General features: G+C 71.4%; 9 protein-coding genes. 3 read left to right on the forward strand and 6 right to left on the reverse strand.

Annotated features, from left to right (window positions below):
• Positions 1-232: 232 nt before the first annotated feature.
• The 3 genes from ACYVD5_RS19910 to ACYVD5_RS19920 all read right to left on the reverse strand — a co-directional run bounded on the left by ACYVD5_RS19910 (position 233) and on the right by ACYVD5_RS19920 (position 4823).
• Positions 233-1261 (reverse strand): LacI family DNA-binding transcriptional regulator, encoded by a 1029-nt coding sequence (locus ACYVD5_RS19910; RefSeq protein WP_461002601.1) that lies wholly within the window; start codon positions 1259-1261, stop codon positions 233-235.
• A gap of 140 nt (positions 1262-1401) precedes the next feature.
• The gene (locus ACYVD5_RS19915; protein ID WP_461002602.1) at positions 1402-2298 is read right to left on the reverse strand and encodes a LacI family DNA-binding transcriptional regulator; all 897 of its coding nucleotides are present in this window, start codon (positions 2296-2298) and stop codon (positions 1402-1404) included.
• A gap of 2 nt (positions 2299-2300) precedes the next feature.
• Positions 2301-4823 (reverse strand): glycoside hydrolase family 2 protein, encoded by a 2523-nt coding sequence (locus tag ACYVD5_RS19920; protein WP_461002603.1) that lies wholly within the window; start codon positions 4821-4823, stop codon positions 2301-2303.
• Positions 4824-5294: 471 nt separating this feature from the next.
• Here ACYVD5_RS19920 and ACYVD5_RS19925 point away from each other — a divergent pair, with 471 nt between their 5' ends.
• Positions 5295-6533 (forward strand): ROK family transcriptional regulator, encoded by a 1239-nt coding sequence (locus ACYVD5_RS19925; RefSeq protein WP_461002604.1) that lies wholly within the window; start codon positions 5295-5297, stop codon positions 6531-6533.
• Between the two features lie 63 nt (positions 6534-6596).
• On the opposite strand, the gene ACYVD5_RS19930 is transcribed toward ACYVD5_RS19925, so the two are convergent.
• Positions 6597-7478, reverse strand: coding sequence for an ArsR/SmtB family transcription factor (locus ACYVD5_RS19930; RefSeq protein WP_461002605.1), 882 nt, complete (start codon positions 7476-7478; stop codon positions 6597-6599).
• Positions 7479-7640: 162 nt separating this feature from the next.
• The gene (locus tag ACYVD5_RS19935; protein ID WP_461002606.1) at positions 7641-8618 is read right to left on the reverse strand and encodes an aldo/keto reductase; all 978 of its coding nucleotides are present in this window, start codon (positions 8616-8618) and stop codon (positions 7641-7643) included.
• Between the two features lie 218 nt (positions 8619-8836).
• Between ACYVD5_RS19935 and ACYVD5_RS19940 the strand changes: the two genes are divergently transcribed.
• On the forward strand, positions 8837-9736 hold the full coding sequence (locus tag ACYVD5_RS19940; protein ID WP_461002607.1) for an alpha/beta fold hydrolase: 900 nt from the start codon (positions 8837-8839) through the stop codon (positions 9734-9736).
• Positions 9737-9906: 170 nt separating this feature from the next.
• Complete coding sequence (locus tag ACYVD5_RS19945) at positions 9907-11283, forward strand: AAA family ATPase (protein WP_461002608.1); 1377 nt, start codon at positions 9907-9909, stop codon at positions 11281-11283.
• A 259-nt stretch (positions 11284-11542) separates the two neighbouring features.
• Here the strand turns inward: ACYVD5_RS19945 and ACYVD5_RS19950 are convergent, their stop codons facing one another.
• A complete protein-coding gene (locus ACYVD5_RS19950) occupies positions 11543-12505 on the reverse strand; it encodes a Gfo/Idh/MocA family protein (RefSeq protein ID WP_461002609.1) in 963 nt (320 codons plus the stop codon).
• Positions 12506-14236 lie beyond the last annotated feature (1731 nt).

Raw genomic sequence — 14236 nt, forward strand, 5'->3', positions numbered from 1 at the left:
CGGATGAGCGGCCGGTTCGGCGATGGGCTCGGCGGCCGGTCCCGCGGCGGGCTGCGCGGCCGGTTCCTGGGCCGTTCCCGTGCCGCAACAGCTCCGGGCCCGGCGGCGGCCCCGGCCGCCGGGGCGGTGCGCCCTAAGGAGGCTACCTGCCCGCCGTTCGGGCCCTGGGGCCCAGGGGTACCCGTTCGCAGGTCGCGGCGGGCGCCGGCCGGCCACCGCAAGCGCGGACCGCTCACGGCCCCTCTTCGGCGGGAGGCGGGCCGGTACTGGTTCGGGGCACCAGCTCGGCCGGAGCCGCGGGCAGATCGGGCGGCTCCTCGCCCGCCAGCACCCGGCGCAGGATCCGGGCGGCCTGCTCGCCGTAGTCCCGGACGTCGCGGGCCATGGCGGTCAGCGCGGGGCGGGCCATGCGGCACAGCGGAGAATCGTCCCAGGCGATCACCGACAGGTCCGCCGGGACCGAGAAGCCCATCTCCTGGGCCACGCCCAGCCCGGAGACGGCCATCAGGTCGTTGTCGAACACCAGCGCCGTCGGCCGCGGCCGACGGCTCAGCAGCCGGCGCGCGGCGTCGGCGCCCGCCTCGTCGGAGTAGTCGGCGTGCACGACCGAGTGCGCCTCCAAACCGATGCCGGCGGCGGCCGCCTCGAAGGCCTGCGAGCGCCGCGAGGTGTGCAGCAGCGCCCGAGGCCCGGCCACCCGGGCGATGCGCCGGTGGCCGAGGCCGGCGAGGTAGCGCATGGCCACCGCGACCGACTCGGCATCGTCGGACCACAGGCACGGCTGCGCCGCACCCGGCAGCGGGCCGCCGACGAGGACGCCCGGCAGCCCGATCTCGGCGAGCGCCGCGGGCCGCCGGTCGTCGATGAGCACGTCCATCACCAGCACGCCGTCCACCCGCCGCTGCGCGTGCCAGTTGCGGTAGGTCCGGATCTCGTGGTCCTGGTCGGCCGCAACCTGCAGCAGCAGCGACGTGGAGGTCTCGCTGAGGACGGTCTGCACCCCCGCTATGAGCTCCATGAAGAACGGCTCGCGCCCCAGCGTCCGCGCGGGCCGGTCGACGACCAGGCCGATGGCGTCGGCGCGCCCGTCGGAGAGGGCGCGCGCCGCCGTGCTCGGCGCCCACCCCAGCTCCTCGGCGATGGCCAGCACGCGCAGCCGGGTGGTTTCCGATACACCGGGTCTGCCGTTGAGTGCGTAGGAAACGGAGCCTTTGGAGACACCCGCTGCCTGGGCGATGTCGGCGATGGTGGGACGGCGCACGGTGGACTTCCTTTGCGTCTCGGACTCCGGGGGCTGCGCACTCCTCGACTCCGGCAAATGTAACGTTCGCCGAGGAGCGGGTGCCGGATACCGTACGCCGGACATCGGGGCGAGTGCCGCCCCTGCTCGGCTGCTCCCCGCTAATGGGAGGCACCGCGCACCGGCGGCGGCGCGGTGCTGCCGCGGGGCGTGATGCGGGCACCGGGCGACGACCGCCGGGCCACGGGCAGGCCGTCAACGGCTTCCAGCACGGATTCGCCCACCGCGGCCCCGAACCGGTGGACGTCCACGCTCATCGCGGTCAGCGGCGGCGCGGCCAGCTGGCACAGCGTGGAGTCGTCCCAGGCGATCAGGCTCACCTGCTCGGGCACCGCGACCCCCAGCTCCTTGGCCGCCTGCAGCCCCGCCACGGCCATGACGTCGTTGTCGTAGAGCACGGCGGTCGGGGCGTCCGGGCGGCGCAGCAGTGCGGCGGTCAGGTCGGCGCCGGCCTCGCGCGAGTAGTCGCCCTCGACGATGACCGGCGGTTCGATGCCCGCCGCACGGCAGCCCTCCTGGAGCGCTGCCGTGCGTTTGCCGGTGTGCAGCAGCTCTGCGGGCCCGCTGACCCGGGCCACCCTGCGGTGGCCCAGGTCCAGCAGGTGCCGCAGCGCCTCGTGCACCGGCGCGGCGTTGTCGGTGCCCACAACAGACGCGGCGGTGCCGCCCTCGGTGCCGCCCTCCCACGTGCCCACGAGTACGGCGGGCAGGCCGAGCTGTGCGAGCACGCCCGGCCGCTCGTCACCGACGACCGGGTTGACCACCGCGACCGCGTCGACCAGGCCCTTGGCCGCCCACCGGCGGTAGGCGGCCAGTTCGGCCTGCTGGTCGGCCACGATGTGCAGCAGCACCGAAACGTCGCGCTCGGCCAGCCGCTCCTCGATCCCGCCGATGAACTCCATGAAGAACGGTTCGACGCTGAGCAGCCGGGCCGGGCGCGCCAGGACCAGCCCGACCGCGCCCGGGGCGGCGCCGCGGTGGTAAGCGGACGTGTTCACCTTCAGTCCCCGCCCGGTCGCCCCGCCTGCTCCGGCAGGGGCTCGGCCGGCACGTCCGCCAGTCCGTTGGCGCAGCGCAGCACCAGCGGGCCGGTCAGCAGCGCCGGGTCGATATCGGCGCCGGTGCGCACGGTGAAGGAACGGGATTCGCCGGCCAGCATCGGAACCAGCATGTCGTCGGCCTCGGCGTCGGGCGCGACCCGGTCGGCCAGCACGGCGACGTCGCGGGCGAACGAACGGGCGTGCACGTCCACCCGGTAGCCGCCGGGCACCGCCGCGGCAACGGCACTGAGCGGCGCGGTGTCGTAGGCCAGCTCGGGGTCCTCACCGAACAGGTGCACGGCGCGGACGCCGCCGGCCTCGGCCACGAGCAGCTCGGTGGCCGGGTCGGCCGGGGCCAGCAGCTCATCGGCCGGGTCGATACGGGCGGCCGACCGGGCGTCCGCTGCCAGCTCGGTTTCAGCGGTCTCCAGCACCTCGCCCGCGAAGGTCTGCCGCTGGAGCCGCACCCGGCCGCTCCACGGCTCGTCGGAGTCGTTGACCGCGATCAGCGCCACCCGTCCGTCGCGCGGTTGGAAGGTGAGCAGGCGCGGCGCGTAGGCGCTGCGCAGGGCGTAGTAGAGCGGCTTGGGGCGCTCGTCGCCGTCGACCGCCGCCCACGAGGTCACCGGCCAGCAGTCGTTGAGCTGCCACACCAGCGTGCCCGCCGTACGCGGCCACCAGGACCGGAAGTGCTCGACGCCGTAGGACACGGCGCGGGCCTGGTTGAGCTGGGTGGCCCAGTGCCAGTCGGCGAAGTCCGCGGGCACCGGCAGGTGGCCCTGCAGGCCGCCGTGCAGCTTGCCGTTGCCGCCGTTGGCCTTCTGGTGCAGCAGGAACGCCGGCGAGGTGGGGGTGATCGGGTCGTCGTGGATCCAGGTGGTCAGGGTCGTCCAGGTCGGCGGCCCCTGGAAGCCGAACTCGGAGCAGAACCGCGGCACGGTGTCGCGGTAGTGGGTGTAGTCGATCTCGTTCCACACCTTCCACTCGTGGCGGCAGCCGTGGTCGGGGTGGTTGGGGTGCAGCTCCTCGGGGGCGTAGCCGGGGCTGCACGGGCTGCCGTCGACGTAGGGGCGGGTGGGGTCCAGTTCGGCCACCACGCGCGGGAACAGGTCGTAGTAGTAGTACGGACCCCAGCTTTGGCCCTGCAGTTCCTCGGGCCAGCCCCAGTCGGCAAAGCCCCACAGGTTCTCGTTGCCGCCGTTCCACACCGCCAGCGAAGCGTGCGAGCTGAGCCGGGCGACGTTCTCGCGGGCCTCGGCCTCGAACTCCGCGGCCAGCGGCTCCTCCTCGGGGTAGGCGGCGCACGCGAGCGCGAAGTCCTGCCAGACGAGCACGCCGCGCTCGTCGCACACGTCGTAGAAGTCGTCGGTCTCGTAGATTCCGCCGCCCCACACGCGCAGCATGTTCATGTGCGCGCCGACCGCCTGGTCAACGCGGCGGGCCAGGCGTTCGCGGGTGATACGGGTGAGGAAGTGGTCGTCGGGGATCCAGTTGGCGCCCTTGACCGCAATGGGCCGGCCGTTGACGGTGATGACGAACCGGGCGCCGATGTCGTCGGGGGTGGTGTCCACGGTGACCGTGCGGAAGCCGATCCGCCGGTGGGCGGAGTCCAGTTCGGCCCCAGCCGCGCCCGGGGCGCCCTCGGCGATGGCGACGTCGAGGCCGTACAGCGGCTGGTCGCCGTAGCCGGCGGGCCACCACAGTTCGGCGTCGGGCACCTCGATCACGGCCACGCCCTCGGCGGCGTCCGCAGGCACGCTGACGGCGGCCTCGCGGCCGGCCGCGCGCGCGGTGAGCACGATGTCGCCGCCGCTGCCGGGAACGGCGCGTTCGATCCCCACGTGCGCCTCGATGCGCCCGGTGCCGTCAGCGCCCACGGTGACGAGCGGGCGCACCCCGGTGATGCGGGCGCCGCGCCAGCGCTCCAGGCGCACCGGCTTCCAGATACCCGCCGTCTGCAGGTCGGGGCCCCAGTCCCAACCGAACGAGCAGGCCATCTTGCGGATCATGTTGTAGGGGTGGGAATTGGTGTGCGGGCGGTGGCCCAGGCGGGTCCGCTCCTGCTCGGCGAAGTGCAGCGCGGGCGAGAAGTCGACGGTGAGCTCATTGGCGCCGCCGCGCAGCGCGTCGCGGACGTCGAACCGGTAGCCGCGGTGCATGTTGGCGGTTTCGCCGAGCCGGTGCCCGTTCAGGCGGACGGTCGCGATGGTGTCCAGCCCGTCGAAGGCGAGGTCGGTGCGCTCGCCGGCTCCGGGGGCGTCGGCCTGGAAGGTCAGCGTGTAGCGCCACGAGGTGCGGTGCGCCCAGGTGAGGTCGTTCTCGGTGGTGTCGAGGTAGGGATCGCTGATCAAGCCGGCGGTGAGCAGGTCCACGTGGGTGCTTCCGGGGACCTGCGCCGGGATGGTGCGTCCGGCGATCTCCTCGGGTACGGGGCCGGCGGTCGTCGACAGCAGCCAGTCCTCGTGCAGGGTCTGACGCAGCATGTGTGATCACTCCAGACTGGGCCCGCCGCGAGTGCGGGTCGTCGAAGGGGCGGGTCAGTGGGGGCGGTCGCGGTGCAGCGCATGGTGCACCCAGGAGTCGGGGGGCCTACTTGAATCGGCCTACTTAAGTTGGCGAACAAAGTAAGTCAATCAACTCCGCTCGCGCCCGGCAACGGCGGGGTGCCTGCGGCGGGCGCCGACCAGTGTGGGAGCCGCTGCAGTGGGCGGCGCGCAGCCGGGCAGCGGTTCGGGCCGCGCCCCGGCGGTAGCATGCGCAGCAGTCGGCCGGCCCGCGCGGGTCAGCGGGTCAGCGGGTCAAACAGGCCGGCGGGTCAGCGCTGCGGCGCGCGGTGCAGGGGGACGGGGCCCGGTTTGCCGACCGGGGCGCCGGAACTCGGCGCAGACACGGAGCGGAGGTGCCGGGTGAGCGGGCCGGGGCGGGCCATACCGCATGCCAGCAGCCGGGCGGCCGTGCTCGACGCCATCCGCGCCGCCGGCACCATCAGCCGCGCCGGTCTGATCGACGCGACCGGGTTCACCGGCGCGACCATCTCCACGGTCGTGCGCAAGCTCATCGAGGACGGCCTGGTCGTCGAGACCGGGCGGGCGGAGTCGACCGGCGGCAAACCGCGGGTACTGCTCCAGCTGAACCCGTCCTCGCGCTATGCCGTCGGCATACACCTGGACCACTCCGGCATCGCCTACGTGCTCGCCGACCTCGGCGGGGCCGTGGTGGCCCGGATGACGCGCGCAGGGGCGGGCGCAGCCGACCCGCCCGCGGTCGTCGAACGCATTGCCGCCGAGGTGCGCACCCTGATCGAGGGGGTCGGGATCGACGAGGCGCGGGTGCTGGGCGCGGGCCTGGTCTCGCCCGGGCCGCTGGCCCCGGCCACCGGCATGCGCCTGGCCCCGCCCACCATGCGGCACTGGGAGGACTTCCCCCTGGACCGGGCCGTGCAGCAGGCCACCGGGCTGCCGGTCATCCTGGGCAACGACGCCACCGCTGCGGCGCTGGGCGAGTACTGGTCCGGCGCGGCCGGTGACTCCTCGACCTTCGCCGCGGTCTACATGTGCACCGGAATCGGATCCGGCATCCTCATCAACGGCATCCCCTACCACGGGACCAGTGGCAACGCCGGCGAGATCGGGCACATCTGCGTGTCCGCCGACGGCCCCGAGTGCTGGTGCGGCGCGCGCGGATGCACCGAGGCTCTGGCCGGTCCGGCCGCTGTGGTGGCCCGGGCGCGCGCCGCCCCGGAAGTGGCCCGCTCGGTCGGCCTGGGCGCCTACGCTCAACCCGGCCGCTCCGCAGCGGCGGCCGAGTTCGCCGCGGTGGCGCGCGCGGCCCGGCGCGGCGACCCGGGCGCACGCGCGCTCGTGGACGGCTCCGCCCGCTACCTCGCCGTGGCCACCCGCACCCTGGCCAACGTTATGGACCTCGACCGCATCGTGCTCACCGGCCAGAGCCTGGCCGTGGCCGGGCCGCTGTACCTGCCGGTGATCCAGGAGGAGCTGGACCGGGCGTTCTTCTCCCGCGCCACGCACCCGGTGGCCGTGCAGATCTCGACCTCGGCCGCCACCGCCCCCGCCATCGGCGCGGCCACCATGGTGCTGCAGTCGGAACTGGTGCCGCTGCAGGCGGGCACCCGGATGCCGGCGGGGCACCCCGCCGAACCCGGACAGGCCACCGGTCCTCCCGCGGGCGGGTGAGCGGGTGAGCGCAGTGGGCGGCGGGGCGGCCGGCCCGTTGCCGGCCGGTTTCTTGGTCTGCCGTCAGCCGGAGGTTTCCGCGGTCTCCTCGGAAACCGGGACGATCCGGTCGGACTCCAGTAGCGTCTTCAGGTTGGACAGGATCGCCGGCCAGCCCTCGCTGATGCCGGCCAGCATCTCGCTGCCCGGGTCGAAATCGTCGTGGGTGACGGTCAGTTTCGCGGCGGCACCGGCCTGCTCGATGTCGAAGGTGACCTTTGAGCGCCGCTCGTTGCGCAGCTTCTCCAGCCGCTCGCCGCTGATGCCGAACGCCTCGGCCATCTCCGGCTCGAACCTGTGCCAGGTGTAGGAGAGCCGGCGCGGCGGGTCGGACTCCAGAACATGCTGGTCCCAGTCGTGCCACTGGTCGCCCGCGTCCATCTTCCACAGCACGGGCGAGCCGGGTTGCCAGTCCGAGCTGGGCCCGCCGCCCTCGAAGTAGCGGCTGATGAAGGCCGGGTCGGTGAGCGCCTGCCAGAGCCGCTCGGGTGTGGTGTCGATGTAGGTGATGTAGACGAAGCGCGTTTCGCCCGCGCCCTCCGCGTTGTCGGTGCCGCTCATCGGACTGTCCTCCAGAGCCTGTTTGAGGTCGGCGAGGGCCTGCGCCCGCGCCCGGTCGTAGCGGTGGATCCAGCGGTCGGCGATGTCGTTGATGGGTGCCGCGTTCAGGAAGTGCAGCTTCTCCCGGCCGTGGCGCGACGTGCTCACCAGCCCGGCGGACTCCAGGACCCCCAGGTGCTTGGCGACCGCTTGGCGCGTCATGTCCAGTTCCGCGCACAGCTCGCGGAGGCTCTGCCCGTTGCGCGCGTTCAGCGCGTCCAGTAGCCGCCGCCGGCTGGTGTCGGCCAGTGCCTTGAAGATCGCGTCCATCGCCATCACCAAACATGCAACCGGAAGGTTGCTCATCAATTTGGGGAACTTTCAGGTTGCATGTCAATGGGTTGAGCGGCGCGGCACGGCCAGGCCGCCACCTGCCACCCGCTACCCGCCGCTACGGCCGCCACCGGCGGCGCCGTGCTCGGGTGCCGCGCCGCGGTTTCGCGCGGCGCGGCACCCGGGCGGGCACCGTCACCAGCGGTTGTGCACCTGGGGGCGGATCAGTTCGTCGTAGATCTCGCGCACCGCGGTGTGCACGTCCTGCGGCAGCGGTTCCAGAGCGGCGGCCGCCGCGTTGCCGCGCGCCTGCTCGGCATTGCGGGCGCCGGGGATCACCGTGCTCACACCGGGCTGGTCCAGGATCCAGCGCAGCGCGAACTGGGCCATGGCCATGCCCTCGGGCACCACCTCGCGGATGCGCTCCACCGCCGCCAGCCCGGTCTCGTAGTCGACGCCGGAGAACGTCTCGCCCACGTCGAAGGCCGCACCCGCACGGTTGAAGTTGCGGTGGTCGTCCTCGCCGAAGGCGGTCTGGGCGGTGTACCTGCCCGAGAGCAGGCCGCTGGCCAGCGGCACCCGCGCGATGATGCCCACGCCCGCCTCGCGGGCCGCGGGCAGCACCTCCTCCAGCGGCTTGTGCCGGAAGGCGTTCAGGATCAGCTGGACACTGGCCACACCGGGGCGTTCGATCGCGGCCAGAGCCTCCGCGCAGGTCTCGACACTGACCCCGTAGGCGCGGATGCGGCCCTCGGCGACCATCGCGTCCAGGTCGTCGAAGACCGCGCCGGAGGCGTAGACGGCCTCGGGCGGGCAGTGCAGCTGCACCAGGTCGATGGTGTCCACGCCCAGGTTGGCGCGGGAGCGGTCGTTCCAGGCCCGGAAGTTCTCCGGGTTGTATGCGGCGGCTTCCTGGGGCACGCGCCGACCCATCTTGGTGGCCACCATCAGGTGCGGGTACTCCTTGAGCACCTGCCCGACCAGGCGTTCGCTGCGCCCGTCGCCGTAGACGTCGGCGGTGTCGATGAAGCCGACGCCCGAGTCCACCGCGGTGCGCAGCGCAGAGAGAGCGTCGTCCTCGCTGACGTCTCCCCACGCGGCGCCGATCTGCCAGGCGCCGAATCCGATCACACTGACGTTTCTGCCGGTCTTGCCGAGCTTGCGTTCTTCCATGGCAACCGAGCCTAACGGGGGCGGGACCGCTCCCGCGGAGCGCGGCGCAGCGGCGGACACGGCAGGGCGGCCCGAGGGCTGCGCCCGCCACCGGCGGCGGGGGCGCTCGGCTAAGCGGGCACCGCCGCGGCGTAGAGTTTGCGCCGCGCACGGCGCGCGGGGCCGCCGGCCGTCCCCAGCCCCCCGGGGCCGGACAACGAAACGGGAGACGAGGAGACATGGCTGCAACCACGCTGATCCCCGGCTTCACCGCGGCGGACACCGACGTCGGAGCGGGAGTCCGCATCCGCGCCGCGACCGGCGGCAGCGGCCCGCCGGTCCTGCTGCTGCACGGCCACCCGCAGACCCACGCCACCTGGCGGGCGACCGCGCCCGCGCTGGCGCGGAACCACACCGTCGTAGCCGCCGACCTGCGCGGATACGGCGATTCCGGCAAACCCGGGAGCGACGCCGACCACACCCCCTACAGCAAACGGGCCATGGCCGCCGACCAGGTCGCGCTGATGCGCGCCCTCGGCCACGACACCTTTGCCGTGGTCGGCCACGACCGCGGCGGCCGGGTCGCCCACCGCATGGCCCTGGACCACCCCGCGGCCGTGCAGCGGCTGGCCGTCCTCGACATCGCGCCCACCGCGACCATGTACGCCCGTGCCGACCGCGCGTTCGCCACCCGGTACTTCTGGTGGTTTTTCCTCATCCAGCCGGAGCCGCTACCGGAGACGATGATCGCCGGCGCCACCGAGACCTACCTGCGCGCCCACCTGAACGGCCAGAGCCGCACCGCGGGCGTCCCGGAAGAGGACCTGGTCCAGGAGTACCTGCGCTGCTACCGCGACCCGCGCACCGTCCACGCCGTCTGCGAGGACTACCGGGCCGCCGCAACGACCGACCTGACCCACGACCACCGCGACACGGCCGCCGGCCACCTGCTGACCCAACCGCTCCTGGCGCTATGGGGAGCCCAGGGCACGGTCGGCAAAACCTACGACGTACCCGCCACCTGGCGCGATGTGTCCACGGCCGGGGTCGAAGGCCACGCGCTGCCCTGCGGCCACCTGGTCCAAGAAGAGTCCCCCACCGAGGTGGCCGACCACCTCACCGCCTTCCTCCAGGGGTGACCGCGTTCGGTGCCCATCGCCCGCAGCGGCGGCCGGCTGATGCCCCAGCAGCATCGGCCATGTAATTCCAAGGCCTGTTGCGACGTAAACCTTCGTAATCCGCTATGTAAGTGCGTAGGGTGCGTAGGAGGCCGCCATAGGATGCCCAGCCGTCCATTGGGTGGCACACCGTGCAGAGGGTGTTGAAGGAGGGGCCGGACACGCTGCTGCGGTTCCGCGTCGCCAATCACAGATCCATTCGCGATGAGCAGGAGCTGTCCCTTGTCGCGGTCCCGGAGCGGGGCGGGGCCAAACCCAAGGCAGGCGAGACCCCGCCGACCGTGCGGGTCGCCGGGATCTACGGTTCCAACGCCTCGGGCAAGTCGAACGTGCTCGATGCGTTGCGGTGGATGCGCCGGGCCGTCCACGACTCCCACACACGTTGGGAACCCGGAGGGGGCATTCCGCGCGACCCGTTCCTGCTGGACGACGACTCCCCCCGAACCCCGTCCTTCTTCGAGGTGGTTCTGACCCACGGTGGAACCCGCTATACGTACGGCTTTGAGGTGGACGATAGCCGTGTTGCCGGCGAGTGGCTTTACGCCTATCCGCACGGCCGTGCCCAGCGCTGGTTCGAACGGGAACCGGGGGACGGCAGGGAGCACACGTACCGGTTCGGCCGCTCCCTCACCGGCGAAGTAGAGCAGATTCGACGCCTTACCAGGGAAAACTCTCTGTATCTCTCCGCGGCCGCGTCCAACGGGCACCGGCAACTCTTCTGGATATACGATGAGATTGTCGAAGGTATTTCTTCCGCGCGCCAGGATGAAAGCGATCAACGGGACAGTATAGACGCGACAAAGAGACTGCTTTCCGAAGGGGATTCCGCTGAATCTGTTTTCCGGATACTTGCGGTCGCCGATCTCGGAATTACCGGATGGCGACTGGAGGCGTCAAGCGGACCCCGTTTTTTTGGGAAAGCAGGTGGAGATCTCCTGTTCGATTATAAGAGCTACGTGGCGCATAATTCGAAGGATCTCGTGCTTGAACGGCGGAGCGGCGGCACTACGCGCACCCTCCGCCTCAGCCAGGAAAGTGAGGGGACCCGGTCCTGGGTGTCTCTCATCGGCCCGCTCGTCCGCGTACTGCGCAGTGGTTCCGTGTTCCTTGTCGACGGGATCGACTCCAGTCTGCACCCGATGATCTCCTCCACCGTGATCAAGATGTTCACGGATTCCGAGGTCAACCCCAAAGACGCTCAACTCGTCTTCGCATCCCATGACACCACCCTACTGGGCAGGATGATGGAGAGCAGACTCCTCAACCGCGATGAGGTATGGTTCACCGAGAAAGACGCGGAGGGCGCCACGCAACTGTTCTCCCTCGCCGAGTTCCGTCCCCGAGGGGAGGAGAACACTGAGCGGGGCTACCTGCAAGGCCGGTACGGGGCCGTTCCCTACGTGGATTTCGATGAGATACGTTCGGTATTCTCCGGCTTGCACAGGGAACACGATGAACCGTCCTCGCAGGGCGAAGGCGAACCTCTCGCGGAACACGCGGACCCGTAAGGCGAAGTCACGCGTTCTCGTTGTCTGCGAAGGCGCAGTCACGGATTGGGAGTTGGTCGAGGCGATCGAGAGCGTCGGCAAAGCAGGCGGATCGCCGGATTGCGGCCGGCGCCGCGGTTAGCGCCCTGGCGCCCACCCCCGTATCCGAGCAGGCCGGGCCTGGATGGCTGGGTCGATTATCGCCGTTGCTTCGAACGGGGTGATTCGGCCGCCGCCTCGTCGGTTCCACTGCGGCGCGGTCGGCGGCCACCGGGGCCGCTCACATGTCCCGTATCGCCTGCGGAGGTGCGGCGGTTGCGGGTTGCCGGTTGCCGCGTTGGGTCTGATAGGCCGAATCGACGAGGGTGAGTGCGGCGGTGCCGGCGTTGTCGTCGGTGAGGGTGGGGGTGCCGCGTAGGCGTTGGGCGAAGTCTTGCAGGATCCCTTCGTACTCGTGCCAGAGGGACGCCTTGAAACCGCCGAAGCCGCTGAGCATGTCGGCGGTCTCGGTGCGTCCGTCGGCCAGCCGCACCTGGATGTCCTTGCATTCGCCGGGGTAGGACCAGTCGAGCTCGACCGCGGCTTCGGCGCCGTCGGCCGCGCGCAGCCGTACCTGCGCTTGCCGGTCGACGCCGGAGGTGTCGTAGGCGATGTGCGCCTGGGTTACCGAGAGTTCGCCCAGCAGCATCCGGGCCAGGTCAAAGGCATCGGTCCCGTTGTCGGCCACGCAGCCGCCCCCGCAGCGTTCGGGGTCCAGGTACCAGAGTTCGGGGCCGATCTGGTCCTCGATGTCCTGCAGGTAGCGCACCCGCACCGAGGTGATGGGCACATCGGCGGGCAGGCGAGCGGCCAGCGCGCGCACCGACCGGTTGTAGCGGCGGTGGAACGCGGTGAACAGGGGAGTGCCGCGCAGGTCGGCCTCGGCCCGCAGCGCAGCGCCGTCGGAGGGCAGGGTGGCCAGCGGTTTCTCGACGCACACCGGCAGGTCGGCCGCCAGCACGTCGCGGCACACCGTGGCGTGCAGGTGGTTGGGGGCGGTGACGATCACACCGTCGAGGTCGCCGCCGTTCAGCAGGTCGCGGTGGTCGAGGTGGCAGCGGGCGGCCCCTTGCAGCGGGGTGAGCGCCTCGGGGTTGCGGTCGCAGACCGCTGCCAGCTCCCATGACGGCAGGCGCTGCAGTGCGGAAACGTAGAACCGGGAGATGGAGTTCAGCCCGATGACACCGGCGCGCAGTGCGGACATCAGCGTCCTCCGCTGCTGTTGGCCCGGCGCAGCCGGCGCGGGGTATCGGTGGGATCGCAGGAAGCGACGGAGTGGCAGCGGCGGCTGGGGCGGTAGGAGTAGTCGCAACGCGGGATGCCGCAGCCGGACGTGTCGGCGGGTGCTGGGGCTGGGTGCCGGCCGGATGCTGTGCGGGGCCGGTCCGGCGGTGGCAGGTGGGGGCGGTGTCCGGAGCCGTCCGGGTGCACCGCCGGTGCGGGCGGCATGAGGGATCCGCCGCCTTCCTGTATCGGGTTTTCGAAAGAAACGGTTTCCGCGCATGGCGCCACCGGAGGAATCCGCCTTTCCGGGAGAGTGGGTCGGCAAGGGAGCACCGCGAATGCACCTAGGTTCCTGCCACGGTGTGCGGGTTGTCAATGATTCTTTTTTGCTCGTGGAAACCCGGGGTGGCCGATTGAAGGTATGCAATTGCTTCTGCGGCAGGAGTGGCCGGACAGCGCTTTCTGTTGGGATAATGCCGAAATTTGGTGAAAAGTTCGTTCGGTGAGCTCCGGCCCTGAAACCGGCGGAGTGTCTGTGCCGGTAGCCGGTTTCCCGGTGGTGTGGACGAAGGTAACACCGCGGCCGGTTTGGAAAGCGATTTCTTGGAATCCCGCCACCGTGCGGTCGCGGCGAACGCTGCTTTGCGCGCCGCGATCGGTGGTTGGAATCGGCTGGTGGCTGGTGGCTGGTGGCTGGTGGCTGGTGGGCGGTTGCGGGTGCCGGCGGGGTGCCGGACGGCTGGGCGGTCGCCACGGGAAGTGGCGCCGGTTCCTGGGGCGGTGGCGGTGCACGTAGTACAGCGGCAGCGGGGGTTCGGGCGGTCGTCGCCGACACGGCCTGCAGACGGCGGGCGGGGCGCCCGGCGGTGCGGCCGCCGGGCTGTGCGGGCAGTGCCGGCGGTGCCGGCCCGGCCCAGGTACGGCGGCCGGGCGCGGGTGCCGTACCGCCGGCACTGAGCAGATCCGCCGACGTTAAAAACCGTTCCCCGCCCCGGGAGGAAGGGGCGGGGAACGGCCGGGGGGCGCTATGGAGGTCAGCCGGTCGAGAAGCTGAAGGGCCGAGAGGTTCGGCCGGGTGGCGCACGAAGTCGGTTTTGCACCTTGGTGCGGGAGGATGCGCAATTCGTATTGTTACCGGAAACGGATTTGGTATCGGCCCTGACCCGTTGAGTGTGTGTGGTTCCGGGAGGCGGGTGCCAGGGGCCGTTCAGTGTTCTCCGGAGAGCCTCCAGGTCCTGTGGAACGGGTTTGCGGACGACGCTCCCACCGGTGGCCGCCTGCGCAATTGCAGCCGTGGCAGGCACCGGTGCGCGGGTCGGCGCGCCGGTGGCCACGTCTGCAAGAGCGGTAGAAAAAGCGGGCATTCGGTCTCCGGTATCGTCAAGCGGGCGTATCCGGACACGGTGCGTGTGCGGCGTCCGGAGGAGCAGTACCTAGATTCTTTCCATGCGCCGCCACCGGCGTCAATGGCTCTTTGTAATCGAACCGTCACCTAGTATTTTTGGTGGCTCTTTCCGGGTGTCCAAAACAATTCGGGATTGCGAAAAGGGTGCGCCTTCCCGCGAAAGCGAAGCCCCTTCCGGGGTCCCGGCCGCGCCCGGGCGGCGGGCTCGCACGGGCGAGCCCATCCCGTCCGCCGCGCACCCGCGCGTCCGGATCGGTGATCGGCGCCGGCCGGCACCGTCCCGGCGGCCGTCCCACGCGCTGCCGC

It is taken from the genome of Streptomonospora sediminis (assembly GCF_054778995.1).